33 protein-coding genes and 1 riboswitch are annotated in these 26,501 nt (G+C 40.8%); of the genes, 10 read left to right on the top strand and 23 right to left on the bottom strand.

The genetic code is table 11. The features are described 5' to 3' along the window. Positions 1-27: 27 nt before the first annotated feature. The 5 genes from NSQ54_07950 to fumC all read left to right on the top strand — a co-directional run bounded on the left by NSQ54_07950 (position 28) and on the right by fumC (position 3,050). Entirely contained in the window at positions 28-249 is a 222-nt protein-coding gene (locus NSQ54_07950; GenBank protein ID WYP28004.1) for a DUF2922 domain-containing protein, read from the top strand. 2 nt (positions 250-251) lie between these two features. Next, entirely contained in the window at positions 252-395 is a 144-nt protein-coding gene (locus tag NSQ54_07945) for a YvrJ family protein (GenBank protein ID WYP28003.1), read from the top strand. A gap of 130 nt (positions 396-525) precedes the next feature. Further along, a complete protein-coding gene (msrA, locus tag NSQ54_07940) occupies positions 526-1,062 on the top strand; it encodes a peptide-methionine (S)-S-oxide reductase MsrA (protein WYP28002.1) in 537 nt (178 codons plus the stop codon). After that, on the top strand, positions 1,062-1,502 hold the full coding sequence (gene msrB, locus NSQ54_07935; protein WYP28001.1) for a peptide-methionine (R)-S-oxide reductase MsrB: 441 nt from the start codon (positions 1,062-1,064) through the stop codon (positions 1,500-1,502). Before msrA ends, msrB begins: the two co-directional genes overlap by 1 nt. Positions 1,503-1,664: 162 nt before the next feature. Then, a complete protein-coding gene (fumC, locus tag NSQ54_07930; protein ID WYP28000.1) occupies positions 1,665-3,050 on the top strand; it encodes a class II fumarate hydratase in 1,386 nt (461 codons plus the stop codon). Between the two features lie 31 nt (positions 3,051-3,081). Here the strand turns inward: fumC and NSQ54_07925 are convergent, their stop codons facing one another. Continuing rightward, positions 3,082-3,333, bottom strand: coding sequence for a helix-turn-helix transcriptional regulator (locus tag NSQ54_07925; GenBank protein ID WYP27999.1), 252 nt, complete (start codon positions 3,331-3,333; stop codon positions 3,082-3,084). 168 nt (positions 3,334-3,501) lie between these two features. Here NSQ54_07925 and NSQ54_07920 point away from each other — a divergent pair, with 168 nt between their 5' ends. Continuing rightward, positions 3,502-3,837, top strand: coding sequence for a helix-turn-helix transcriptional regulator (locus tag NSQ54_07920; protein ID WYP27998.1), 336 nt, complete (start codon positions 3,502-3,504; stop codon positions 3,835-3,837). Here the strand turns inward: NSQ54_07920 and NSQ54_07915 are convergent. Together NSQ54_07915 and NSQ54_07910 are read right to left on the bottom strand one after the other, a co-directional pair. Further along, positions 3,834-4,022 carry a hypothetical protein gene (locus NSQ54_07915; GenBank protein ID WYP27997.1) on the bottom strand — a complete coding sequence of 63 codons (189 nt, stop codon included), beginning with the start codon at positions 4,020-4,022 and terminating at the stop codon, positions 3,834-3,836. The two genes, NSQ54_07920 and NSQ54_07915, sit on opposite strands and share 4 nt — an antisense overlap. Positions 4,023-4,082: 60 nt before the next feature. Continuing rightward, on the bottom strand, positions 4,083-4,634 hold the full coding sequence (locus NSQ54_07910) for a phosphatidylglycerophosphatase A (GenBank protein ID WYP27996.1): 552 nt from the start codon (positions 4,632-4,634) through the stop codon (positions 4,083-4,085). Positions 4,635-4,767: 133 nt separating this feature from the next. Between NSQ54_07910 and NSQ54_07905 the strand changes: the two genes are divergently transcribed. Genes NSQ54_07905 through NSQ54_07895 form a run of 3 tightly spaced genes read left to right on the top strand, consistent with a single transcriptional unit; the run spans position 4,768 to position 6,510 of the window. Beyond that, the gene (locus tag NSQ54_07905; protein ID WYP27995.1) at positions 4,768-5,496 is read left to right on the top strand and encodes an alpha/beta hydrolase-fold protein; all 729 of its coding nucleotides are present in this window, start codon (positions 4,768-4,770) and stop codon (positions 5,494-5,496) included. Between the two features lie 26 nt (positions 5,497-5,522). Continuing rightward, positions 5,523-6,035 carry a 2'-5' RNA ligase family protein gene (locus tag NSQ54_07900; GenBank protein ID WYP27994.1) on the top strand — a complete coding sequence of 171 codons (513 nt, stop codon included), beginning with the start codon at positions 5,523-5,525 and terminating at the stop codon, positions 6,033-6,035. 4 nt (positions 6,036-6,039) lie between these two features. Next, the gene (locus NSQ54_07895) at positions 6,040-6,510 is read left to right on the top strand and encodes a GNAT family N-acetyltransferase (GenBank protein WYP27993.1); all 471 of its coding nucleotides are present in this window, start codon (positions 6,040-6,042) and stop codon (positions 6,508-6,510) included. A 13-nt stretch (positions 6,511-6,523) separates the two neighbouring features. Here NSQ54_07895 and NSQ54_07890 read toward each other — a convergent pair whose 3' ends face one another. The 12 genes from NSQ54_07890 to NSQ54_07835 form a co-directional block, all read right to left on the bottom strand. Next, on the bottom strand, positions 6,524-7,540 hold the full coding sequence (locus tag NSQ54_07890) for an MTH1187 family thiamine-binding protein (GenBank protein WYP27992.1): 1,017 nt from the start codon (positions 7,538-7,540) through the stop codon (positions 6,524-6,526). A 4-nt stretch (positions 7,541-7,544) separates the two neighbouring features. After that, entirely contained in the window at positions 7,545-8,114 is a 570-nt protein-coding gene (locus NSQ54_07885) for a hypothetical protein (GenBank protein WYP27991.1), read from the bottom strand. Between the two features lie 84 nt (positions 8,115-8,198). Then, positions 8,199-8,996 (bottom strand): bifunctional hydroxymethylpyrimidine kinase/phosphomethylpyrimidine kinase, encoded by a 798-nt coding sequence (gene thiD / locus NSQ54_07880; GenBank protein ID WYP27990.1) that lies wholly within the window; start codon positions 8,994-8,996, stop codon positions 8,199-8,201. A 13-nt stretch (positions 8,997-9,009) separates the two neighbouring features. After that, positions 9,010-10,119, bottom strand: a complete 1,110-nt coding sequence (gene thiO / locus NSQ54_07875) for a glycine oxidase ThiO (GenBank protein WYP27989.1) — start codon at positions 10,117-10,119, stop codon at positions 9,010-9,012. Between the two features lie 15 nt (positions 10,120-10,134). Beyond that, positions 10,135-10,914 (bottom strand): thiazole synthase, encoded by a 780-nt coding sequence (locus tag NSQ54_07870; GenBank protein WYP27988.1) that lies wholly within the window; start codon positions 10,912-10,914, stop codon positions 10,135-10,137. 1 nt (position 10,915) lies between these two features. Then, positions 10,916-11,113, bottom strand: coding sequence for a sulfur carrier protein ThiS (thiS, locus tag NSQ54_07865; GenBank protein ID WYP27987.1), 198 nt, complete (start codon positions 11,111-11,113; stop codon positions 10,916-10,918). After that, positions 11,110-11,736: a thiamine phosphate synthase gene (gene thiE, locus NSQ54_07860; protein WYP27986.1), complete on the bottom strand. Its 627-nt coding sequence runs from the start codon at positions 11,734-11,736 to the stop codon at positions 11,110-11,112. Before thiE ends, thiS begins: the two co-directional genes overlap by 4 nt. A 65-nt stretch (positions 11,737-11,801) precedes the next feature. Then, a riboswitch (TPP riboswitch) is annotated at positions 11,802-11,906 on the bottom strand. A gap of 55 nt (positions 11,907-11,961) precedes the next feature. Then, complete coding sequence (locus tag NSQ54_07855) at positions 11,962-13,035, bottom strand: hypothetical protein (GenBank protein WYP27985.1); 1,074 nt, start codon at positions 13,033-13,035, stop codon at positions 11,962-11,964. A gap of 127 nt (positions 13,036-13,162) precedes the next feature. After that, complete coding sequence (gene aspA / locus NSQ54_07850; GenBank protein WYP27984.1) at positions 13,163-14,575, bottom strand: aspartate ammonia-lyase; 1,413 nt, start codon at positions 14,573-14,575, stop codon at positions 13,163-13,165. Positions 14,576-14,638: 63 nt separating this feature from the next. Next, complete coding sequence (locus NSQ54_07845) at positions 14,639-15,616, bottom strand: ROK family glucokinase (GenBank protein WYP28524.1); 978 nt, start codon at positions 15,614-15,616, stop codon at positions 14,639-14,641. A gap of 5 nt (positions 15,617-15,621) precedes the next feature. After that, entirely contained in the window at positions 15,622-15,813 is a 192-nt protein-coding gene (locus NSQ54_07840; GenBank protein ID WYP27983.1) for a YqgQ family protein, read from the bottom strand. A gap of 17 nt (positions 15,814-15,830) precedes the next feature. After that, positions 15,831-16,343, bottom strand: a complete 513-nt coding sequence (locus NSQ54_07835; GenBank protein ID WYP27982.1) for a hypothetical protein — start codon at positions 16,341-16,343, stop codon at positions 15,831-15,833. 97 nt (positions 16,344-16,440) lie between these two features. On the opposite strand from NSQ54_07835, the gene NSQ54_07830 reads away from it, so the two are divergent. After that, entirely contained in the window at positions 16,441-16,848 is a 408-nt protein-coding gene (locus tag NSQ54_07830) for a YueI family protein (protein ID WYP27981.1), read from the top strand. Here the strand turns inward: NSQ54_07830 and NSQ54_07825 are convergent. The 8 genes from NSQ54_07825 to NSQ54_07790 form a co-directional block, all read right to left on the bottom strand. Beyond that, positions 16,845-18,305 carry a spore germination protein gene (locus NSQ54_07825; protein ID WYP27980.1) on the bottom strand — a complete coding sequence of 487 codons (1,461 nt, stop codon included), beginning with the start codon at positions 18,303-18,305 and terminating at the stop codon, positions 16,845-16,847. The two genes, NSQ54_07830 and NSQ54_07825, sit on opposite strands and share 4 nt — an antisense overlap. 70 nt (positions 18,306-18,375) lie before the next feature. Further along, entirely contained in the window at positions 18,376-19,899 is a 1,524-nt protein-coding gene (locus NSQ54_07820) for a rhomboid family intramembrane serine protease (GenBank protein ID WYP27979.1), read from the bottom strand. 380 nt (positions 19,900-20,279) lie between these two features. Then, complete coding sequence (locus NSQ54_07815) at positions 20,280-21,308, bottom strand: ThiF family adenylyltransferase (GenBank protein WYP27978.1); 1,029 nt, start codon at positions 21,306-21,308, stop codon at positions 20,280-20,282. A gap of 12 nt (positions 21,309-21,320) precedes the next feature. Beyond that, positions 21,321-22,109: a DUF92 domain-containing protein gene (locus tag NSQ54_07810; GenBank protein WYP27977.1), complete on the bottom strand. Its 789-nt coding sequence runs from the start codon at positions 22,107-22,109 to the stop codon at positions 21,321-21,323. Further along, complete coding sequence (locus NSQ54_07805; GenBank protein ID WYP27976.1) at positions 22,106-22,669, bottom strand: 5-formyltetrahydrofolate cyclo-ligase; 564 nt, start codon at positions 22,667-22,669, stop codon at positions 22,106-22,108. Before NSQ54_07805 ends, NSQ54_07810 begins: the two co-directional genes overlap by 4 nt. A gap of 58 nt (positions 22,670-22,727) precedes the next feature. Further along, positions 22,728-22,877 (bottom strand): 50S ribosomal protein L33, encoded by a 150-nt coding sequence (gene rpmG / locus NSQ54_07800; protein WYP27975.1) that lies wholly within the window; start codon positions 22,875-22,877, stop codon positions 22,728-22,730. 101 nt (positions 22,878-22,978) lie between these two features. Continuing rightward, positions 22,979-23,725: a hypothetical protein gene (locus NSQ54_07795; protein ID WYP27974.1), complete on the bottom strand. Its 747-nt coding sequence runs from the start codon at positions 23,723-23,725 to the stop codon at positions 22,979-22,981. A gap of 15 nt (positions 23,726-23,740) precedes the next feature. Next, on the bottom strand, positions 23,741-26,500 hold the full coding sequence (locus NSQ54_07790; GenBank protein WYP27973.1) for a 1,4-alpha-glucan branching protein domain-containing protein: 2,760 nt from the start codon (positions 26,498-26,500) through the stop codon (positions 23,741-23,743). Position 26,501: the final 1 nt, after the last annotated feature.

The following is a 26,501-nucleotide window of genomic DNA, read 5'->3' as shown; positions in this document are numbered from 1 at the left end:
ACATAACAAACAATAAGGAGGAAGACAATGAGCAAAAAACTCGATCTTTTATTTGAAGACCAGATGGGAAAGCAAGTAACTGTATCCGTTGATCACCCAATTGAACCAGTGGATGCACAGCTTGTCCAATCAGTGATGGAGACTATTCTTACGGAGGATGTGTTTCTAGCTTCTGGAGGAAAACTTACCACGATTAAAGGGGCTAGATTGGTTCATCATGAGGTAACGGCCATTCCTTTAGGCAGCTAACTATGAGTGGAGTTGAACTCTGGGTGCCACTCATTAGCGAATATGGATTCCCGATTATGGTTACCCTTTATCTACTTAATCGATTAGAGAGAAAGTTAGATAAAGTAACCGAAGCCGTTGAAGCCTTACCAACAAAGCTATCGTAAGCGCAAGCTGAGTTTGACCCTCTCCCCTGAAACCGGGAGAGGGTTTTAAGCGTATTCTTCTGAGATTTGTACACAATATGATATAGTAGACTTTCACTACTTGATGATTCAAGAAAGGGATGAGTATCCATTGACCGAATCCACATTTCAACAAGCTACGTTTGCCGGAGGTTGCTTCTGGTGTATGGTTAAACCGTTTGATTCGTACCAAGGTATTGAGTCTGTCGTTTCTGGCTATACAGGTGGAACCACGATAAATCCAACGTATGAGGAAGTTTGTAGTGAATCAACTGGTCACTATGAAGCTGTTCAAATTACGTTTAACCCAGATGAATTCTCTTATGAGTCATTGCTAGACGTATTCTGGCAGCAAATTGATCCTACTGATCCAGGCGGTCAATTCTATGATCGAGGACATTCATACAAAACAGCCATCTTTTATCACACAGAGGCTCAAAAGGAAGCAGCGCTCGCATCAAAAGAACGTCTTCAGGCAAGTGGCCGTTTTAATAAACCGATAGTGACTGATATTCTCCCTGCGAGTACCTTTTATCCAGCTGAAGAGTATCACCAAGATTATTATAAAAAGAACCCAATCCGATATAAAATGTACCAAAAAGGATCTGGGAGAGAAGCATTTACTAAGTCAAACTGGGGGAATAAATAATGTCACAAAAACCTTCAAAAGAAGAGTTAAAAGCGAAGCTAACACCTATTCAATATGAGGTCACTCAAAATAATGGAACAGAGCAGCCCTTCCGTAATGAATACTACGATCACGAGGAAGACGGCATCTACGTTGATATTGTCTCAGGAAAACCACTATTCAGTTCAACAGACAAGTACGATGCTGGATGTGGCTGGCCAAGCTTTACTAAACCAATCGTAGAAGAAGAGATTCTTGAAAAAGAAGATCGTAGCCATTTTATGGTACGAACCGAAGTCCGTAGTAAAGATGCCGATTCTCACCTTGGCCACGTGTTTAATGATGGCCCGGGACCAAACGGATTAAGATATTGCATTAACTCTGCTGCTCTTCGTTTTGTTCCAAAAAGCGAATTAAAAAACGAAGGGTACGAGCTTTATCTTAAGCTTTTTGATGAATAAGTAATAGCTGTTAATGACGAATGTCCTTTTATCAGGCATTCGTTTTTTTTATCAAATAGTTTATCAGCCTCACATCGTTTAAATAGAACGTTTTCATTTAAGGAATTTTAATTTTCTGGTATGATATGAGTGTTGAAAATAAGTGAAAAAGGGTGAGGCATGTTGCAAACACGTACAGAAAAAGACACGATTGGTGAAATTCAAGTACCTGCAGACCGTTTTTGGGGAGCTCAAACACAACGTAGTTTAGAAAACTTTAAAATCGGTGAAGAAAAAATTCCATTAGAAGTAGTCTACGCCTTTGTTCATCTAAAAAAAGCAGCTGCTATTGTAAACGGTTCATTAAAAGGATTAGAAAAAGAAAAAGTGGACGCGATTACTTACGCTGCCGACCAAATTCTTGATGGAAAACATGATGATCACTTCCCATTAGTTGTTTGGCAAACAGGAAGTGGAACACAGTCCAACATGAATGTGAACGAAGTCATTGCCTACATAGCAAATCAATGGTTAACGGAAAATGGTCACGACCTAAAGGTTCATCCTAACGATGACGTAAACCGTTCACAAAGCTCAAATGATACATTCCCTACGGCGATGCACGTAGCAACCGTTCTATATGTAGAACAACATCTACTACCAGCAGTTAAAACATTTACAGAAACACTTGCAGAAAAAGAAAAAGCATTTGAGCACGTCATTAAAATTGGTCGAACCCATCTTCAAGATGCGACGCCTTTAACATTCGGTCAAGAAATTAGCGGCTGGAAGCGTATGCTTGAGAAGTGTAAAGTGATGATCGAGCAAAGCACTGACCACGTGAGAGAACTCGCAATAGGCGGAACTGCAGTCGGAACAGGACTTAACGCACCCCCAGAATTCTCTGAGCAGGTGTCTGCCCAAATTTCTAAACAAACAGGAGCAACGTTTAAATCAGCAGCTAACAAGTTTCATGCATTAACGAGTCATGATGAGCTGGTTCACCTTCACAGTGCATTAAAAGCCCTAGCTGCAGATGCATTTAAGATTGCTAACGACATTCGTCTGCTTGCAAGTGGTCCACGTTGCGGTATTGGAGAAGTGATTATTCCAGCTAACGAGCCTGGAAGCTCCATTATGCCAGGTAAAGTGAACCCTACTCAAAGTGAAGCACTTACGATGGTAGCTACTCAAGTGTTTGGAAATGATGCATCCGTTGGGTTTGCAGCAAGCCAAGGTCATTTCCAATTAAATGTATTCAAACCGGTTATTATCTTTAATGTTCTTCAATCTCTTCGTCTACTTTCTGACGGTCTACAAAACTTTAATGACAAATGTTTAATTGGACTTGAGCCGGACGAAGAAAAGATGACACAATATCTAAATGAATCACTCATGCTTGTTACGGCTTTAAACCCTCACATTGGGTATGAAAATGCAGCTAAGATTGCTAAAAAAGCACACTCTGAGCGAACAACACTTAAAGAAGCAGCCATCAGCTCAGGTTTATTAACAGATGAAGAATTCGAAGCGGCCGTGCGTCCTGAGAACATGATCCATCCAAAATAAGAAGCTTTAACGTATAAAAAGACAGGCAGGATTAATTCCCGCCTGTCTTTTGTGTATCTACTTCCTCTTGACTCGTCGACTCTTTTCTACCATACCTTGTTGGAGTGAAGATCTCTTCCAGATGTACATTATACACTTTAGCAATTAGTTTTGCTCTTTCAGCACTAATTTGTCGTTTTCCACTTTCAATCTGCGACAAATATCCAGCCGAGATCCCTATTTCCCTAGCAGCAACTTCCAAACTATATCCAAGGTTTTGTCTAGCTTTTTTTACTAAGCTCATTTCGTTCACACCCTGACCCTCACATCATTGTTATATACCTTCCATGATTATAATTCATTTTGCATAATCGTCAATTCATTACGAATAGTAAATTAATAATAATTGGCACTTTGCGTTTTGCAAAGTATAATAAAGTGACACAACAATGAAATGGAGAGATCCTTGCCTATGTTTTCATCTCGCCTTAGAGAACAACGATTAAAGCACAGTTTAACGATGAAGCAACTAGGTGTGAGAGTGAATCTAGCCGCATCAACCATATCAGGTTACGAAAATGGCAACCGAAAACCCGATATTAGCATTTTGTACTTATTCGCTGATACGTTTGATATCTCTGTTGACTACCTACTCGGAAGAACAGATATCAGTCAGCCCAATCACATTGCGGTGATTACAACAGAAAGTGAACAAACGCTTGCTGTCAGTTTAGAAGAAATGGAATACTTAAAAGAGAGTTTAACTGTTTTCCGGAAATACAGACAGCTTACAGATGAACGACACTAAATCGTTTCATCGTATGTGTAGCGAACCACATATTTATTTGATTTCAGTTTCTTTACCTCTACAAGCGGACCAACTTCATAGCCATTATGCCAATTATCCTCGATCTTTGCTTTTAGACAACCCGCTTGAAATTTCGAATAAAACACTTGTTTATAATAAATCCAGCGAGGCAGTTCTGATTTCATCTTCCCAACTTCTCCTTATCTTAATTAAATCAATTAGTAATCATTACATTCTATTACTACTTAACCGATTAAATCCTCTTCTTCTCTTTTTCTAATATCAACTAATCGACGATTTTCTTCTAAATCACGAATGCGATGTGCAAGCCTCGCGGAGGCACTCGCAGCAATACTTGCCACAAGATCATCTAAAAACGTGTTCACGTGCTCTTTTCTCTTGTCCAATTCTTGTATGATTCCTACTTTTTGTTTGTCTAGATAACCGAACGTTGTTACTGCGATACTGCCAAAGCCAAAAACAGATCCAAGAGCGATGGTTTCATCAACCCCAAACAATCCTTCATCCTGCTTCACCATGCTTAGTAACGGTTCACTCAATAGACCTTTTTCAGCTAGTACATCTAGTTCAACTCCAACTAATATCGCATGTTGGATCTCTCTTTTTCTAAGAACTGCATCTGTACTTTCAATACATGAAGCCATATCTAAATTTTCAGCATAGGGCTTCTGAAGATCAAAGACAATTTCGGCAATCGCTTCTATTGTCACACCACGTTCTATAAGCTTTTGTCTAGCAGCCTTTTCAACCGTTTGACACGGGACTCTTTCTAACATTGTAACCGCCTCCCTTATATTCTATTCTACCACATAGGCAGAATCATCGCTTTTTAGAGAAGTTATGATAAACTAATGATGACAATACATTCTGAATAAAGGTTATTATTAGATAAAGAAAGGTGATATCATCATGGCCACACTTCATGGAACCTTAGAAGACACGGTGATTCATAGTCGTTACTTAGACGATGAGGTACCGCTTCTTTTATATTTCCCACCTAACTATACTCCTCTTTCATCATATGATGTATTAATCTGTCAGGATGGAAAGGACTATTTTCAGTTAGGAAGAATTCCTCGCCAAATGGAAAAGCTTATGGCAGATTACGATGTACGAGAAACAATTATCGTCGGCGTGCCTTATCCTAGTGTATTTGAACGAAGAGAGCGTTACCATCCAGAAGGCAAACGCTCAGAAGCTTACCGAAGATTTCTGGCTTTTGAATTACTTCCCTACTTAGATGAGCATTACCCTACTCACCCTTTACCATCAGCCAGAACACTAGCTGGTGATTCGCTAGCCGGAACCATTTCATTTCTCACTGCTTTAGAGTACCCTGCACTTTTTGGTCAAGTGATGATGCACTCACCATATGTGGATCAACATGTGATAAAAGCAGCTCGGAATCATTCGTATACGAACAGTTTATCAATTTACCATGTGATCGGTTCCGAGGAAACGGTGGTGCAGATGACAAATGGTGAAGAAGCTGATTTTCTTACACCTAATCTGGAGTTATCAGACATTCTAAAAGAAACTCCTGTGACCTACAGCTTTCGGATCTTCGAAGGAAATCATACGTGGACCTATTGGCAGAAGGATTTACCAACTGCATTAAAGACAATGCTACCCTTTTAATTTCTAACTTTAGGAGGAATGAAACCATGTATTATGTGATCCTTTTTCCATCGCCATCTGTTCAAGATGAAGCAAATTCGTTCAGAAAAAGATTTGACTCTCACTATGCGCTTATTCCTCCTCATATTAAATTGACGGGTCCATTTGATTGGAAAGACAATCAATTACAATCACTGATTGAGTCACTTGATCAACTTGCAGTTGAACAATCACCCGTTGTTCTTGAAATCTACAAAGCTGATTCATTCAGACCACTTTCCCATAAAATTTTCTTTAAAGTTCGTAAGCATGAGACATTGGATAATCTGAACCAAAAAATCTGTCAGCTTATCGACGTCAAAAAGGATGATACTCAATCATATGTTCCGCATATCACGATTGCTCAGGATTTACCTGAAGCTGAACACGATGACTTGTTAGGACAACTACGAATGAATCCTTTTACTCATCTTGAAGAGATAAACGAGTTTCATCTTATAAAACAGGGAAAAGACGAAAAATGGGAGACCATGAAGACGTTTTACTTAAAGGGAGATTAACAAAATGAACCAATGTACGTGGAACATTCTCACTGTTACGAATGCATCTGAGCTTAATGATGCATTCTCTGTGAGAGAAAAAGTTTTTGTAGAAGAGCAGGGTGTTTCAAACGATCTTGAAAAGGATGCGCTGGACGCAACAGCTACTCATTATGTTTTGTACGACCAATCGGGCCAACCAGCTGGAGCTGCGAGAACTCGTCATATAGATACGTATGCTAAAGTTGAACGAGTATGTATCTCAAAAGATCTTAGAGGACAAGGGGCAGGTGTTGCCCTAATGAACTGTATAGAGCGAGAATTACTAATGAATCAGAAGATCCCAACAGCAAAGCTAAATGCTCAAGTACACGCAGTCAGGTTTTACGAACATCTTGGTTACACAATTTGTTCCGATGAATTCATGGATGCAGGCATTCCGCATGTTACGATGAAAAAACAACTAGTTAAGACAGAAAACCCAGCTCAATTGTAGCTGGGTTTTCTCTTTAAGATTGCAATTTACTTTGAACGGAATCTAGCTTACTTGCCATCGTTTGCTTTTTGTCTCTTCGATCATCAATTCGAATATTTGTAGCAACTCTCTTGATCCCATGTTCAAAAGGTACTTCATGAATTGCTTCTAGAACCTTAAACAGTACAGGAAGCTCCCCTTCAATCAGTGTACTCATTGGCGTTAATTGAAATGTAATCTGATCTCCAAAGGATTCCAGCACCCGTTGAATATTTACTACATAGTCACTTACACTTGGTCCTTCTGTTCCAATTGGTATAATTGTTACGTCAACAATAGCCATGTTTTTTGTTCTCTCCTTTTGGACTCGTCTAATTCGGTGTGGAAACTCTATTTCAGCTAGCTGCCTATAGGACGCAATAGCTGCCAGCAAATGATGACGATCTGGTTCAGTTGTGGTGATCCTTCGCTGTAGGAAAGCTGAGACCTTTGAAATATAGCTCTTAGGCCAAGCTTTCATTAACTTCTCTGTAAATAGTGCAGGGATGAGACTTACATATGAAGAAATCATTAAGGCAGTTGATCCGTTCACCTGTAATGCAATAAAAAGCAGTGCTCCAAGGAGAACACTTGTAAAATAAACAACCACAACATTTGTAGAGCAACCTCTGTTAACGATTGAAGCCCGATTGATTGCTCTTATGCGAACGTTTGAAATACGGCCTTTATAGCTAAATACTTTATGTTCCGCCCCGTGGTATTGACGGAGACTTTTAGGAAACAAAAAATGCATGCCAAAGGCTAGGTACAACAATGAATAGACAGGTAACCCATTTAAATCTAAGAAAATGGGCGGAATCATGATGCCTAACATAAGTAGAATGGGCAGTACGATAAAACGAGCAGGTATGCTGATCAATAGTTCTTTAGCCATCTTTAAGGTTGTACGAAAAGAGACGGGCTCAACCCAACTATGCAAATCTCCTTTTCGATGACTAGCACAGGCAACATACTGACTTGTCATAAAGAACACACCAGATTGAAAAGACATGCCCCTAACGAACATATTGATTTACCTCGATCGATTCAACCCAATATGGGACATTTGTTGCTTCACCAAATGTTGGATGTCGGAAGGTAGCATCCTCTTTCTCAAGTGGCGCATGCTGTGTCCATGTATGTAGTAATTGTACATTCAATTCGTCAAGAGACACTTCATTAGATTCAAGCTCAATATATAGTGTCCCTCTATTTCCGTAGCTTTTATTTTCAACAAGCTCTGTTGGAAACGAGACAATCCAACCATTCTCTATTTCTGTTCCTTCTTCCTCAAGTAACACTCCATCAGAAGCATAAAGCTCTACCTTAAGCCCCTCTAAAGGTCCAACTACACCAAAGTAGTCATCCCCAAACATGCCATCCACAGGCATAGCAGGCCATACCCACGATAACTCTACGGTCGATCCACTCTGTGCACCCGTCCATTCCATATTTTCTTGTAATTCTTCATTGGTCCATTCACTTGCTTCATCTGATTGAAGAAAAGCATACCCTCCAATGGCCATAACAAGCATTAATACGACAGGTAATAGAAAAACGATCAAATGATTACTCTTCGTTTTCATCTTTCTCCTCCAATGTTGTGATCTCTTCTACGTTACCATGAACGGATAGTTAAGAGAAAGAAGAAGATGAAAAAAATCGCCGCCTTACTGACGGCGATACGCTGAATGATTAAGTGGACCAGAACCCCGTCCAATCGAGAATCCCTCTTTAATAGCACATGTCACAAATTCTTTTGCTGTGCTTACTGCTTCAGCAATTGAATCTCCTTTTGCAAGTCCAGCTGCAATAGCCGACGCCAGCGTACAACCCGTTCCATGAGTATGAGGTTGATCCAATCGTTTCATTGGAAAATGGGTAAGTGTATGACCATCATATAAGATATCAACGGATTGTTCACCTGGAAGATGTCCACCTTTTAATAAAATACTTTCTGCTCCAAAATGATGTAACTCGTAGACCGCTCTCTCCATCTCCTGAACAGTGTTAATGGAAGCCCAGCCAAGGATACGTGCCGCTTCAATTAAGTTCGGTGTAACGACCCTTGCTAATGGCCATAAGCTATTCTTTAACTCTTCAATTGCTTCGTCTTTTGTTAGTTCAGAACCAGTTGTTGATCCAAGCACCGGATCAATTACTAGATTCCTCACATTGTAGTCACTCACATACTTGCTGATGGATTGGATATAGTCAGCGGATACGAGCATTCCTGTTTTCACTGCATCTACGCTGATATCACTAAAAACCGATTCCAATTGATCGTTAAGGACTTGTAGTGAGACAGGATGCACAGCTTGCACGCCTTCTGTGTTTTGAGCCGTGATTGCCGTAATCACACTTAATCCGTATGTATCAAGCTCTTGAAATGTTTTTAAATCCGCCTGTATGCCGGCTCCACCCCCACTATCAGAACCGGCAATCGTTAATACCTTTGGTAAAGTCATTAAAACACTTCCTTTATGAGAAACGTTCTGGTGTAAAGCGATCCAATGAGATATTCGGTGTCTGTCTAACAGCTAAGTCTGCAACCGCTTTGGCTGTCACCGCACTGAGAAGGATACCATTCCGATAATGTCCAGCAGAAAAGATGATCCGGCTAGCTTGCTCCAAGCGTCCTATTAATGGATAGCCATCCTGAGTTGCTGGTCTAAGACCTGCCCAGTTATGAAACGGTGTTTCTTCTTTTAAGAATGGAAGCATACGGTGATTCCAGTTTGTTAAACGATTAATCCCTTTTTCAGTAACACTTGTCACAAACCCTGCAATGTCTTCTGAAGCACCATTAACAAGCGTCCCATCTGCTTTGGCTACTAAGTACCCTTGACTTGAATAAATAATGTGCCTAATACGCTCGGGTGCAAGTTTGTAGGCGCATATCTGACCACGGATTGGGTAGATTGGAATCGTTAAAGACAAGAGCTCTTCAAATTCCTTAGCCCAAGCACCTGATGAAATCACCAGTTGATCTGACTCAAACACCTGACCATCCTTAGAACGGACACGTACTCCAGCTTCCCACTCTTCAAGCGTCAGCTCAATAAGGTGATTGTAGAGCTTCACACCTGTTCGTTCGCATGCTTTCTCTAGTGCCTTCACATAGTCTGGTGCATACACGTGACTTTCTTCTGGGTAATGAATTGCTCCTATCACTTCATCTGATAACTCTGGCTCTAGTTTTTTCGTTTGAGAGCCGGTTAGAATATGAGCCTCAGCTCCAAATTCTTTTTGCCAGCCTTTGCGAGTTGATAATGACAATAAGTCGGCTTCATGGTACACACAATGCAGACTACCCGATTCTGTATATTCAAACGAAGATTCGGATGCGTCCTTTACCTCTTGTTGCCACTTTGGAAACATTCTTAAGCTTGCAAGGCATAGTTTAAAAAAGTCATCCGGGTCTTCCCCGATCTCCGAGTAAGGCGCAAGCATTCCGGCAGCTGCACCAGAAGCCTGACCACCAAACCCTTTTACTTCAAGAACGGTTACATCTAATCCTCGCATACGAAGCTCAAATGCTGTTGCAAGCCCTATGACGCCTCCACCTAATACAATGATGCGTTCTGCCATGGATTTTCACACTCTCTATTTAACGATATATTCCTCAAATTGACTACTTGCCGTTGCATATGGTTTTTTAGGAATGCGACCTGCTTTAAATGACATTCTGCCGGCCTGAATCGCAAGCTTCATCGCCTCTGCCATTCGTACAGGGTCTTTGGCCTTCGCGACCGGTGTGTTCATTAAAACTCCGTCCACACCTAGTTCCATCGCTTGAGTAATATCACTTGCAGAACCAAGTCCAGCATCAACGATAATCGGAACGCTCGATTCTTCAACGATTAATCCAATGTTATATGGATTAAGAATGCCGAGCCCTGTTCCAATTGGTGAGCCTCCTGGCATAACAGCTGCCGCTCCTGCTTCTTCTAGATGCTTTGCAAGTATTGGATCATCCGATGTATACGGTAGTACCGTGAACCCTTCTTTTACAAGGGTTTCTGTTGCTTTTAGCGTTTCGATTGGATCTGGCAACAATGTTTTTTCATTTGCACTGATCTCAACCTTAATCCAGTCACTAATGCCTGAAGCTCTTGCAAGTCTAGCAATTCGAATGGCTTCCTCTGCGTTACTCGCACCGGATGTATTCGGTAGATAGGTGAAGGAGGTTTGATCTAAATGCTGTAAGATCGCATCTTCTCCTGGATTTTCGAGATTCACCCGACGAATAGCAAATGTCAGAATTTCCGCTTCAGCCGCTCGAATCGCTTCATTTTGAACAAATGGATTTGGATACCTGCCTGTTCCGAGTAGAAATCGGGACGAAAATTCACGACCAGCTATAACAAGTTTGTCTTTTTTCAACTCAACCGCCTCCTACAAAGTGAACCAACTCAATTTTCATGCCATCATGAAGCTGCTTTTTTGCTCGTTCTTCTCTAGAAATGATCTCACCATCTACCTCTGTTACAACAAGCTCTGGCTCTAAATTGTATTGATTCACTAGTTCTTCAAGTGTCTGCTCCTCAAAGCTTATAGACTGTCCATTCACAACAATGGTCATGATAGCTCCTCCATAATTGAGATAATTTCTTCACAGCGCGCCCTCACATCATCTGCTGCGACTATTTCAGTGATCATACACACACGCTTTGCCCCTGCAGCCATCACCTCTTTAAGATTATGACGTTTGATTCCTCCAATCGCGACATAAGGAATCTTTATATCTGCCTCGATTTGTTGAATATAAGAGGTGGTTACTGGATCAACAACATCTTCTTTGCTGTTTGTCGGGAAAATGGGGCCAACACCGATGTAATCAGCTCCCCCTTCTTCTGCCTGCTTAGCATCTTCAAGCTGATGTGTGGAAATACCGATAATCATATCAGGACCAACAATCTTTCTGACATCGGCAAGAGGTAAATCATCCTGTCCAACATGAATACCATCAGCCTCTACTGCTAACGCAACATCGATGTGATCATTTACGATAAATGGCACATCGTATTTTTTTGTTAGCTCACGTAGCTTCTTTGCTTTTTTTAATACCTCAAGCTTGCTGCTTTTCTTATCTCGAAGTTGGATAATATCGACTCCACCTAGAATTGCTTGTTCCATCACATCTACAAGCTCTCTGCCCTGGTGAAATTCTTCTCCTGTAATCGCATATAAACGAAACTCTTTCATGTACATTTCCTCCTATACACAATAAAAAACCGTATCCAACGATGGAATACGGCTAACTGTTACTTGTGCTCATTAGTCGACTTTCCTACGCTGGCATCACCCAGATCAGGTACAAGGGTAAAAGGATTTCTCCTAATTCTCAGCCTAATAAGGCACCCCTAGTCTTTATCGTGTTCTATTTTATTTAAGTATGACAGAAACAAGACTTCTTGCAAAGGGATTCGCTTAGTATAATTTAAAAACAGTACCATCCTCTGTAGAGATCAGCTTCTTTTTAACACTCCCTGCAAGTAGCCATTTACCATCTGATGAGAGTTCAAGAGGTTCTTGCTGATCAAGCTGACCTAATTTTGTATTCGAATCTTCATTTAAATCATACATGAATAAATCAAAAGAATCCTTATACGTAACATAATCTGCTGTGTACCTTGGACTTAAATAATAAAAGCGATCAAGTAACCCATCAAATGCATAGGAAGTGATCCACCAATGCTCCGAAAACGTATTTAAAATTGGAATGGTTACGGAACCAAGTTTATGTATGCCATCAGTAAATTCATACAGGATTTCGTCCGCATGAATTTCTTTGTACTTAACTAATAAGGAACGGTCCTGAGCTAAATTTGAAAAATAAAGGGCCGAACCTATTCCATCCTTTGTTTGATTCGTTGTGAGATCATACTGCTGAAGAGGCGCTTCAATAGAGGGAATCATGCTCCAATTTAAGTAGGTAACCGTGTTTTCAGTTGACCATTGTATGAAATTACTTTGAATTCCCGTTTTTTCAACGTTCATCTCTTCAAGATCAACATGGTAGACCTCTTGCTTCCAGTCTGGTTGAAAGGCAACGGCCATAAACTCTGTTGAATGATAAGGACTCCAATAAATGGAATAGTCGTCAGCTGAAAGATCTGGATCAATCTCTACGTCTCCTGATTTGTTTAAAATGACGAGTTCTGCTTTACCTTGATCATTAAGTGTTTGCAGAGCGAACAATGATTGGTCTTTATTTACATCTAGACGATGGTATTGCTCCGAATCAACGCTTGTATAAAAAAGTTCATCTTCACCAGTCAATACATCGTGGCTAAACAAATTAAATGAATTTTCTTCTGATAAAAGGTATATCAGTGATTGTTCATCATACCAGCCGATGATTTCCAATTGATGATCCCCTACTCCCTCAATTGGATAAATTGTATCGCTTGCAACTGGTTTACTAGCAGACACTGTGGCTTCATCTGTTTGACAGCCACTTACAAGCAGTAGTAATACGATACTAGTAAATACCTTTTTCATGACGTGCCACCTTTTTATCTATCTCTATCCTTATTATGACATGTCTGCTTTCTTCCTCTCAACTTCTTTTTATAAGCAAATAAAAAAAGCTGAAGAGAAATTGTATTCTCTACAGCTTATATCGGACTTACATCGAAATAAATCGAGATCCAGCAATCCCTGGATTAGTCATTTCTTCTGGATTAAGAATTTCATTTAGTTCTTCTTCTGATAAAATTCCTCGCTCAAGGCAAATCTCGCGAACGGGACGTCCTGTTTGAATCGCTTCTTTAGCAATTCTCGTTGCTACTTCATACCCTACGTGCGGATTAATGGCTGTTACAATTCCGACACTGCCTTCCACAAGACCTAGGCATCTTTCAACGTTTGCCGTTATTCCTTCAATGGCATATTCTCTGAAGACACGCATTCCATTATCAAGAATAGAGAAGGATTGTAATAAGTTAAACACTAGTACTGGTTCCATTACATTCAGCTCAAGCTGTCCCGCTTCAGAAGCAAGTGAAATCGTATGATCATTTCCAATGACTTGGAATGATAATTGATTGATGACTTCACACATCACAGGGTTTACTTTCCCCGGCATGATCGATGAACCTGGCTGACGTGGTGGTAGATTAATTTCATTGAATCCCGTTCGCGGACCAGAGCTCATTAGACGAATATCATTTGCCATCTTCGAAAGGTTAATCGCAAGGATTTTTAGTGCACTTGAGACTTCAGTATACGCATCTGTATTTTGAGTAGCATCTACTAAATTCTCGGCCTTACAAAATGGATGACCTGTTATATCAGCTAAATACTTAGAGACCTTATCAATATATTCAGGTAGAGCATTTAAACCTGTTCCAACAGCAGTTGCTCCCATATTGACTTCATAGAGATGACCCACAGAGCGTTTAATACGACTCAAATCTCTCATGAGAACACGCTTGTATGCACCAAATTCTTGTCCCAATCGAATGGGTACAGCGTCCTGCAGGTGAGTTCTTCCCATTTTTAATACAGAATCAAATTCCTTTTCCTTTGTTTCCATGGCCCTAATTAAGCGTGATAACGAATCCTGAAGCTGATGAGCCAGGTGTAAGCTCGCAATATGAATGGCTGTTGGAAACGCATCATTTGTTGATTGAGCCATATTCACATGCGTGTTTGGACTCACTTTGATGTACTCGCCTTTTTCTCCACCCATAATTTCAATCGCACGATTTGCAATGACTTCATTTGCATTCATGTTAAACGAAGTACCTGCCCCACCCTGAATGGAATCAACAATGAATTGATCAACCCATTGTCCATTAATGATCTCATCGGACGCTTGAATGATCGCTTCTGCTATCTTCGGTTGAAGGACACCAACATCACGGTTGGCCATAGCCGCTGCTTTTTTCACGTAACCAAATGCACGAATGAGCTCCGGATGTGGTGGATAGCCTGTAATCGGGAAATTCTCCTTTGCTCTCATTGATTGAATTCCGTAGTAGGCATGCTTTGGAACTTCTTTCTCACCTAATAAATCACGTTCAATACGATACTCCATATTTGTATAAATCTCCTTTAATTTGCGATAACCTTCTTAACATAATCTATGTGTAACACGCTTCTATGCTTTCCGCTTTGCCTCTTTAGCAATCCAAGCTGCGCCAACAATACCAGCATCATTACCAAGTTCAGCGATCTTAATATCGGCAGCTTCCTTCACTCGTTTTAGAACAAACTTTGAATATGTATCGTTTAACGGCTCGAGTAATGTTTGTCCACCTTTTGAAACACCGCCGCCGATCACGATACGACTTGGATTTAAAGTATTTGCTAAATTCGCGATCGCGAACCCTAAATAGTACATACTTTTTTCAACAACAGCCGTGGCACAAGCATCTCCTGCCTCAGCTTGAACAATCACTTCGCGCGCCGTTAATGCCCCTTTTTGCTCAAGTGAGCGGAGTGCGCTTTCAGGATAATGCGGCAGAAAATCTAAGGCAAGCTGAACAATCCCAGTTGCAGAGGATACCGTCTCTAAGCAACCTGTTTTCCCGCAGTTACACGGTCTGCCCCCTTCAGGAATGGATGTAATGTGACCTAATTCACCAGCCATTCCATTGGCACCATGTAGAATTTGACCATTTGAAATGACACCTCCACCTACACCTGTTCCGAGTGTAATGAAGAGCACATCCTGAGCCCCATCTCCAGCTCCTTGCCACATCTCACCTAAGGCAGCCAAGTTCGCATCGTTATCTACAGATACTGGAATACCAAGCTGGCTCTCTAATTCATCTTTTAGGGCAAAGTCTTTCCACCCAATGTTAATCGCTTCATAGACAAAACCTGTTTCCATCTCTAGAAACCCAGGTGCACCTACACCAGCAGCTCCTAGTTGTTCGGTGGTTTTACCGAGTGTTTGAAGTTTTTCTTGAATGGATTCACTGATATCCTGTACAACCATCACTCCACCTTGCTCTGTATTGGTTGGAATCTCCCATTTTTCAAGAATCGTTCCTTCCATACTTATAAAAGCAAGCTTTACCGTTGTTCCGCCAATATCAATCCCCGCTAACCATTGTTCAGTATCCACGTTTATCCCCCTTATTTGAGCTTGTTTTTTTCTTTGATAATTATGGCCATAGCCTGGCTAAATTCTTGAGTTGAAAACAATCCAGATAACTTGAGAGACTTAACTTCCTCCGTTAATAAGGTAAGGTCTAGTTCCCGATCCCCTGTGTATATAAAGGTTCCATATGTTTTCATCTGCTGTAATAAATCGTAATACGTGTTCATAAGCCACCTCTATTTTATTATAACAGCTTAAAGACTGTCACGAATAGTAACCAGATTAGTGGGACAAAGGAAATATAGGCGAATCTCCATAATTTTTGACGGATAAGTTGTTGAACTACAATACCGATAGTCATTGAGCATAGAAAAAAGAATGACATAACCAGTGTAAAGAACGTTTTGTATCCAATGACTCCCCATTGAAATCCTATTAAACAAAATAAAGCTGCAAGTAATAACACGATGACTTTGTCGTTAGGAGGGAAAAATCCGTAAATTGGATGAAAGCGTGTAATGATGGAAATCACTACAAGAATACAGCATATAGCCAGAAAGAAATCGATAAAGCCAAAGCTAAATACAGGGGGCAGGATTGCTCCAACAAACATGCCTACATACGTACAAACAAGAAAAATGCCAGTAAGCAGAAACAATTGTACAAATGGCGGAAGGACTCTCGGACCCGCAAGCAACCCTCCAACCGCAAAACCAATTGAAAACACAAATAAACTAATGGTAAAAAAGATTAACATCGCATGTGTCTCCTTTCACAAAGTACAAACGTATATGATATGTTTATGTAGACGAAAGTAAAAAGAGGACAATCAATCTTATTGGAGGCAAATCACCATGAAAAAAGTGAATGATATTCTAGAAGAAGCCATATACGGAAAGCCCGAAATTCGCCCCCATGAAAGAAAGCTTTTTCTTTCAACCATTCTTGAGCGCGTACATGTTGCGCTTACTGTAAAACAGGTGGTATCAGGAAACGAGTACACCGAGGTAGCTGATGCAATGAACACAAAAAAAGATGTCCATTTGTATATTAATGGACACCTGTCTTATCAATTCTATTCACGCTATACAAAGCTTGCTTCAAAAGCAAATGTTCCTTATACCATCGTTACACCAACAGACTCTACTCCAATTGGCCTTGTTGTAGCTAATGCATCTCAAGCCATTCACCCCCATAAGGCATCCGTTTTTATTGAGGACTCCTTATATGAAAAGGACATGGCTCCATTTAATCAAGATTAACGATCGGGATCACGTGGGTGCAAAACAGTGGGGCGTCTATTTTTTAATGGCATAGGAGCTCTCAAAACGACATCGCGCATCGCACGATAATCAAAGGGAATGAAAGGCCACATGTAAGGTACATTCATGACTTTCATATTACACAGAAGAATCACCCAAAGTGTAATACCCACTATGTACCCACTCACTCCAAATAGAGAGGCTAAAAGCAAAAAGGCTACACGCATGATACGGTTTGCAAGACTCAATTCGTAGCTTGGTGTAGCAAATGTGCCGATTGCTGCCATCGATAAATATAAGACGACTTCAGGAGAAAATAAGCCTACATCTATAGCAACTTGTCCAATTAGAAGAGCAGCCACTAAACCAAGTGCCGTTGCGAGCGCCGTGGGAGTATGTATCGAGGCCATGCGCAACATTTCTATACCAACCTCTGCTATGAGGAATTGAACAATTAAAGGAATTTGACCATTTGACTCCGTCCCAATAAAACTAAGTGCTTGCGGAAGCAATTCGGGCTGAATTGCAAGAATATACCACAATGGTAAGAGAAACAACGATGACCACACAGCTGTAAATCGGACCATTCGCTGAATGGCTCCGACAATTGGCTTTTGTCTATACTCTTCCGCATGCTGAAGATGATGCCAGAAGCTTGTTGGGGTAATAATGGCGCTTGGTGACCCATCTACCAAAACAATAAGGTGCCCCTCGTATAAATGCGTCGCACTAACATCCGGCCGTTCCGTATAACGTACAAGCGGATACGGGTTATAATGCTGGCCAAAAACGTACTCTTCAATTGATTTATCTGCCATTGGTAAGCCATCTGTTTCTATAGCTTGCAGTGCACTGTGAATGTGTTCAACGTAGGAAGGATCAGCGATGTCTTCTATGTATAAAATAGCAAGATCCGACTTTGAGCGGCGTCCGACTTTTACATACTTAACCCGGAATGTTTTATCTCGAACTCGTCTGCGGATTAACGCCGCATTCATGACAATTGTTTCAACAAACCCATCCTTTGAACCTCTTATGACCTGCTCTGTATCTGGTTCCTCAGGTGAACGAACCGGATATTCGCGTGTATCCATAATAATGGCATAAGAGAAGCCCTCAACAATTAATGCACACGGACCCGCTAATACTTCTTCAATAACCTGATCTAAATCCTCTGCTTTAGAGAGTTCAACATAAGGAATTACTTGTTCCATTAGGACTTCTTCAAACTGATGAATCTCTTGTCCGTGTCCATCTAAATAATGGAGCTGTTTCTGTATTTCTGTGATGGCCGCATCCTTACCGAATCCGTCGACAAGAATCAGAGCCATTCTCCGATTTGCATGCTTCATTTCTAGACAAATTAAATCAAAGCTCTCATCAATCGCTAATTCTTTTTTTAAATACGTCAAATTTTCTTGATAGTCTGTAAAAAATGTAGTGCCGCTCCGTTCCATATGTCTTCACCCCTGTTCTTACACATTATTCGCAACAGTCGCAAAGAACATGTATGAGCAGGGACAGAATTTACGAACTTTCTTCTATTTGAGATTGAAGATCAAGGTACATTTGTTCATCAGGTTCAATTGATATAGCTTCTTCAACCAACGTTTTGGCTTCATCTGTATTCCCTTCAAGAGCATAGGCAAGAGCTAAATTATAAATGGCTTCGTGAAACTCAGGCCGTATACGTATTGCTTCTTCAAGTAATGGAATAGCTTCCGCGTTTTGATTTTGATTTAAATAAATGTACGCAAGATAAAATGGTACCTCAGGAAGCTCTTCTCCAGAAACGTGAGCGCGCTCTAGAAAAGGTACGGCCTCATCTAAGCTCCCTTGATCGATATACTCTGCAGCAATTTGCAGATCAGTTTGGGCATGATTAGAAGGGAACTGATTTCCAGCGATCCAGAGCGTTGAGGCCACGACAACAACTCCTATTCCCGCAGCATAACGAATCCAAAAGCCCTTCTGAGATGGCAACTTCACAAGGGCCGCTGCTAAAAAGCCGCCTGCAAGTCCACCTAAGTGTGCCCCCATATCAATCCCTTGTACGACAAAACCAAAGACTAGGTTAATGACGAGAATGACAATGACATTTTGACCCATCGTTCTAAAAAAGAGTTCCCGATGAATCAAACCAAAGTATAATAAAGCACCAAAACAACCAAAAATAGCCCCTGATGCCCCAGCAGATACAGCCCCCATAAAAGCAAAGCTAGCCAGAGAACCTATCAAACCGGCAATCATATAAATAAAGAAAAATCGTATGGACCCAAAGATACGTTCAACTAACGTTCCTAAGAAGTACAGAGCTAACCCATTCATCATTAAATGAAAGAAGCCAATGTGTAAAAACATTGCACTGAACAATCGCCACCGTTCACCTTCTATAATGAGTGGATTGTATTTTGCTCCCCATTGAATGAGATTTAGGGTATTTGTGCTACCACCCGCATATTCCAGCCAGATATACATGAGAATAACCGCTGTAAGCATGATATATGAAACAATTGGCTTTCCTCTTGAAAAGGTTTGTTTCTCTTGATTCTGCTTCTTCTCAACAGAAGCTCGAACGGCTTGTTTGTAATACGAAATATCTTTTTCATATTCTTCCTCTCCTTTTACCTCATGTTCATTAGGTAAGTCGAGAGGCATTTGATCAGGCGTAACCTTATATCCTTCTGACACTTGTTCAATTAAGTAACTATTCATTTGTACTTTTCCATTTGGATGATTCATCTTACGTTTAACGAGATACTCCCAGTCATCAACTGGTGGTAAAACCGCTACGTAGATAGTCTCTGCCTCGATTGTTTTCCAGCGTAGCTGAGTTCTTAATCCATCAAGCTTCGCAAATGCCATTTCCATATTTGTTTTTAACTGATTAGACCAATCAAAATCAGCGCGAACGAGACGTATGACCTTTTTCCTTGAATCGTCTGCTAGCCATAACTCATTGGTTTGCAGGGATATGACTCGATATGGTTGCTTAATTACTAGTGTATAAGCCACTTTCCAGAAATAAGCATCTTGCTTTATGACATTCATAGCTGCCCCCCTACTCCGACACTAAGTATGTACTCAGTATATCAAGTTTTTATAATAAGCTCCCACTCATAGCACTTAAAAAAAGCCCGACATCAAATGCGTCGGACTTTATTTCTATTCAACGGATGGAATTTGATTTTGATGAAATACAATGCCCGATAGCTTATTCCGAACAAACGGAATTTTAAGGGCAAAATGAATGACCAACCTGCGCAAGAAAGGGTATTTAAACACGCGATTGATGACACGATATCGGTTTGCAACTGTAAGATAGATCGCTAACACAACAGTTATAGCTGTTAATGCATTTCGGATATGGATCTCCTCCTTTCTCTTACGTTGTGAAGAAAAGAGGCTTTTTATCCAATCCAATCCATGATTTAGTTGCCGATATAGCGACTAAATAAGCTTTTTGCTCTGCTAATTTCTTCCGTGCCTTGAACAAGTACACGACCGTCTGGAAACATGACAAATCGTTCACCCTCATGAAGAGAAACTCGTATGAGAAAAGGCGTTTTCTTTACGTCTTTAGCAATCGGTTCTAAGCGTTTGCTCCATTCCTTTAAATCAAACGGAATACCACGATTAATCTGTACCGTTTCTCTTCCACACATGGTTGTTGCTTCATCAGACGAACGTTCAAGATGAGCAAATGACTTTTGCTGACAAGTCGGGCAATTGGTTTTCGGCTTCGCAATCGAGATTTGATGTTGACGGTTATTCCATACATCGATTGAAACCAAAGCACGACGAAGTTTATCATGTTCCCCCGTTACCCACTTTAATACTTCTACGCATTGCATGGAAGCCACAATATCTACAATTGGACTAATTACACCGATGGTATCGCATGTATCGCCACTTGAGGTGTCAGATTGAATCAAGCAGGACAAACAAGCGGTCTCACCTGGGATAAACAAGCTGGTTAAACCATTTGCTCCTACAACGCCGCCATAGGCAAACGGAATACCCATCTTAAAACAAGCATCATTTAAAAGGAAACGTGTTTGAAAGTTATCCGTACCATCTAAAACAATATCAATTCCATCCATAAACTCCATTACATTTGTCGGATTTACATCCGCTACTATTGATTCAAGCTGAATAGATGAATTAATTGAATGAAGCTTTTGTTTTGCTGCCTCCGCTTTAGGTACGTGCATTTCTACATCATGTTCATCAAATAACATTTGTCTCTGCAAATTACTCATTTCCACGTAATCACGATCAACCATTCGTACGTGTCCTATTCCCGCACGTACAAGGTGATTGGCAATGGCTGTGCCAAGTGCCCCCATCCCAACAATAAGAATGGATGTCTCAGAAAGCTTATTCTGGCCCTCTTCGCCTATACCTGAAAAAAGCATTTGTCTTGAATACCGTTCATACGTCTTATCCAATCCATTCACCCCACTCTACTCCTACAAAATCATATAAGCAAATCCAGCTCCAGTTACTGCCCCCATTAATGTACATAGAGCATTTACCGTATCATTTGTGACCCACTTTAGACCACTTCTATGCTTTGTTTCCTCCTGACAATGAACGAGACGTTCCGTTGTTTCTCCACAAACTTCACAAGTGTAGGTAACCTGTATCGTTGCACCGAAAATAGTGTCCGCAAGGTTCCCAACAAATCCTGCCACAATAATCCCACAAATGATCGGAAATTGCCAAGTAAATGAATCCCAAGTAAATAACATAGCGCTAACTGCTATAAAGGCACTCCCAGCAAATGCAGCCATTGTCCCTAATAGACTCACCGCACCAGACGTGCCTGCTTGAACACGTTTAAAGCTTAGGACATGGAAAGGGTTTGACTTGTTTAACTTCCCAATCTCAGAAGCCCATGTATCAGAGTTGGCAGCAGCAAGACTAGCTATAAAGGCTGCCTGATAAATGGCAGAAGGATAAAACGCATAGAGTAACGAGATCAGTGCTGCGACTCCTCCATTTGCTAAAACCTGATAGGCATCTCGTTGACTTCCCTTTTCCTCAATTAACTCGTCACGTTTCGGTTTAAAAATAGAGCTTAAAGCAGAGGAACTAATAAAAAAGGCACCTAACACGACTAATCCATTTATGCCAAGTCCATAACTAATACAAAATCCTACAAGAACAGCAGTAGCAGCTCCTGATTTAGTTAATTTCTTCAGTTTATAAGCTGACCAAGCAAGAAAAACAACAACAATTGCTAGGGTTATATTCATCTTAATACACCTCCTGGATAAAGAAGATGAGAAATCGCTTGATCATGTTTCTCGATCGGCAGAGTAGACACCAATTGCTCTTGAAAGAGCAAAGAAACAGTTGTTCCTTGGAAATGAGGTAAGTACCGATCATAATAGCCTCCACCAAATCCAATTCTGTAGCCGTCCCTTGTATAGGCAACACCAGGGACAATCATTAAATCAATGTCTGTTGCGGGTCGCATCATTGCTTCAGAAGGCTTTGGTTCTTTTAATCCAAAGATCGTCTCTTCCAATTGTGAAAAATGATTCACATGATAAAAGTCCATTTGCTTTGTTTGTTGTTTAATTCGAGGCAGGACAACTTGTTTCCCTTGTTTCCACGCCTCCTGAATGATGGGTATGGTATCAACCTCAGGAAATCTAGATATCGTTAGAGCGATGCAATTCGCTTCATGCCAAAAAGGTGCACTGTAAAGGTGATTCGCTATTTGACTGGACTGCAGCTTGTAAACAGATTCGGTAAGCAATGAAAGGGTATGTAAAACAGACTGACGAATCTCACGTTTATCTTGGTTCATGAACCTCAAGCCTCTTTCGTATGAAGTCAAAAAAAAATAAGCGGCGAAAATCGCCTGCTTATTTTGTCTCGCGGTGAAGTGTGTGGCGCTTAAGGCGCGGGCTATACTTTTTAAGCTCAATACGTTCAGGGTTTGTTCGCTTGTTTTTAGAAGTGATGTACGTACGATCACCAGTTTCCGTGCAAGCAAGAGTAACTTGTACACGCATAAATTTATCCCTCCAAACATTCCTTACTTTCTTTCATACTTGATTATGATAGCAAATCAAAGCGCAGGAATCAAGTGTTTTTTCTTTACAGTTTATCCCGATTATCTTAAGACATCTGTTTGCACACTATGATGAGCTTCTTCAAGGCCCATTAAAGTCTCATGATGGAGCACCCACATGTTCCCTTTTATCTCTTGATGAGGTTTCATATGTGCATTCATTATGATTAAACTCTCGGCAGAACCACTAGCAAGAGGCGAAAACAAAGCCGTCCCTGTTTGATCATTCCAATTCTTTTTGTAGGAGCCTGCTTCATAGCGGACTTGAATGTCATCATCGAACCTCGCTGCGACTAAAGTACTCATATGCTCTTGATGATGAATGAGCGCTCTTTCTTCAGGGACGTAAAAGGTTAGTGCCTCCGAATGATCAGGCATAAGTGGCTGTTGGTGAATCAGTAGCTTAAAGGCAATAGACTGCTCTGATTGATTTTTTATACTTAACGTTCGTACAAATCCGTGATCATACTTATTAGTACGATCAAATGCCGTAATTAAAAGATGCATATCCCGATGATAAGCATGACTAACAAGTAATTCATTCTTTTGATAATACCCAGGGAACAAATCCCATTCATTTGTTGAAAACCAAGAGGTACCTCTGTCTGTCCAAATGCCAAGTCTGGTTTTGGGCATTAACAAATCCTCTTTATGTGTAAGCATCGCTTGTCGATTCGAGCCAATCTTTAGTTGGCCATCCATGCTAAATGTAGACTGAGGACTTGAGTTTCGAGAAACCAATCTTTTTTCTTCAGTCCATAAAAATTGTTCAGATCGAATGGGGTCCATGACTTTCGCTCCTTTTTAGTAAGTTGAGATGACTCGTTCATTTATTACTTCTTTTATTTGTTCAAGCGTGTAATCTGCTGTGCGCTGCCACGTATATTGATCTGCAACCTGTGCGGCCTGTTGTGCAATTCTAGCTCTTTCTAGCGGTTCTTTAATCAACAAGGCTAGCTGATTCACTAACTCTTTCACATCACCAGGTTCAAACAGTAAGCCATTTTTTTCATGTGTAATTAGTTCCTTTAGACCACCAACGTTTGAGGCAACTACGGGTTTTCCTACGCTCATTGCTTCAAGCGCCGAAAGGCCGAATGGCTCATATAGACTTGGAACAACCACTATATCTGCTTCTTCAAGCTTTGCCAGACACTCAGAAGCATTTAAAAATCCTGTAAAAGTTACATGCTTTTTTAGCTTCAGTGACTCAGTTAATTGCAGCAGTCGGTCATAGTAAGGCCCTTCACCTGCTAGCTGCAAATGAAAGTCTAATCCTTCGTGTCTCAACAATTGGATCGCTTCCAACAAGAACTGAAATCCTTTCTCTGGAACAAATCTGCCGAAGCTAAAAAGAGTAACCTTTTGATTTAATGCTTTGCTCTCAATTTTTCTAGTAAATCTGGAGGCGTTTGGGATAACCGATATTTTAGATTTTGCGACTCGGTACTGTGAATTCAGCTCCTGTTTCATTGATTCACTACATACAATTACTCGCTTGGCTTCATACATTAATCGCTCTTCTTTTGCTTGGATTATACTTTGCCGTTGATTCAAATTCCCTTTCATTCTTCCTTGTTCCGTTGCATGAATTGTTGCAATCATTGGGATTTGCAGCTTTTGTTTCAATCCAATAGCCGCTACACTGACTAACCAATCATGGGCGTGAATCAAATCGATCTTATGCTTTTTGGCTAACGCTTCCCCGGCCTTTACCATGGCGAAGTTCAACCCTCCAATCCAATCATGAAAGCTCGGAGCGTATGGTTGCAGGCTTTGCACTCGGTGTACATGTACACCTTCCACCTTTTCATAAGTAGGTAAGCCGTCTACATAGCTAGTTATGACATGTACAATCACGTCTTTTTTTGCTAAAGCAACAGCTAGGTTTGATACATGAATGGATAACCCCCCAGCCGTAATCGGTGGATACTCCCACGTTAAAAGTAAAACAGCTGATTGATTTGCGTTTGGAATCCTGTCTTGAATATCACGAAGCTCGGTTTTAAAAAAGGCATCTCCCTTTAGATTCAACAAAAACGGATAGGCTTTTTCAAATCGAGTAAGGTCAGCTGGAGTAACCGTCTTTGTTATTAACGCTGTAAGTAATTGATTAAAGCGTTTCTCGTGCTCTCTTACGCGTGAGGTTGCGTACTCAGTAGCCGTATCCCCATCCATAATGAAAGCCCAATCACTACTTGTAGCTAACATCCAATCACGCATGAGCTGGTTTAGAGCTCGCTTCTCAAGATCTGTGGCTTCCTCGTTATATTGATCGATTAACGTACACAATGTACTTTCCATCTTATGAAAAATGGGATAAACCCAGGAATTCTTTTCATTGATCCAGACACTGCCATAGCCGTCTCTTCCCCATGTTGTAAATGAGACATCTACTGTCTCTAAATCTCTATTATGCGCCTCTAAATAAAGCTCTGGTGTAATCCACTCGATCTGATCATAAGATTGTTTAATCAAACTCTCAATCCATGCCGGCCCCTCAAACCACCAATGCCCAAATAATTCGGCATCAAATGGAGTGACCATCATATAAGGTGGGAAACACTGCGCTTTATGCCGATCAGCTTGCTCAGTCACCTTTTCAATAAAATGGTTCGCATGAGCACTTACTCGTTCGTCCGCAACCTTAGGGGAGTAGAATGCCTTCGTCTCACTTTGACCAGTCACTCGACTAAATTTAAGACCGGTGTCAAAGCGAATACCCTCAGGGTGCATATGTGGCTTTATGTATGACCACTCTCGCTCATAAGCAATGTCTCGATAAAATTCTCTGTACCATTCATCCCCTGGATAGCCATCTGTTGAGCTCCATACTTGCGCAGATAAGCTTGTATGCCTTGGAAAGAGCGCTACACCTTGTTTACTCAAAACAGGTGCACCACTTCCCTTCTCAGGACGAGGATTTGATTGGAGCAATGCATGCTCATCAACAAACGTATACAGAATCCCCTCTTCCGCGAGTACCTTGTCCACTCGATCATTAAAGGCACACTCGGGAACCCAAAACCCTTTAGGTGTAAATTGAAAATGCTTTTCAAAGCAACGTATTCCTTCTTTAATCTGTAGCCTAACCCCTTCCTCTGTTAACAGATAAGGAAGGAATGTATGCGTCGCTGAGGACGTTATACAAGTGATCAACCCTCTGAAGTGAAGGTCTTTAAAAGCTGACAGTAATTGACCATTCCATTTCTTAATAAAGTCTCGAATAAGGGAATATCTACGTTTGTAAAACGCTAATAAGTCATCTGGAACCTCATGCTGTTTCTGAAAACGAGTTTCTTTCTTTAATAATCTCTCTACATTCTTTAAGTAGCTTACAAAACGTTTTTGGAGAAGTGGATCTGCAAGCATTTCCATAAGCGGTGGCGAGAGTGAGAGCGTAACAGCATGAGCTTGATTTGCTTGGTCAATTGAATGAATGAGCGGGATATACGATTCAGTTATCGCTTCAAATAACCAGTTTTGTTCTAAACGATGATCCTCTTCATGCCTAACATAAGGTAGGTGGGCATGAAGAATGAGCGAATAATAACCTTTTTTCATT

Origin of the sequence: Alkalihalobacillus sp. FSL W8-0930, from assembly GCA_037965595.1 — a bacterium.
Taxonomy (GTDB): domain Bacteria; phylum Bacillota; class Bacilli; order Bacillales; family Bacillaceae_D; genus Alkalicoccobacillus.
The sequence above is the reverse complement of the archived record's forward strand: the minus strand, read 5'-3'. Positions and strand labels throughout refer to the sequence as shown.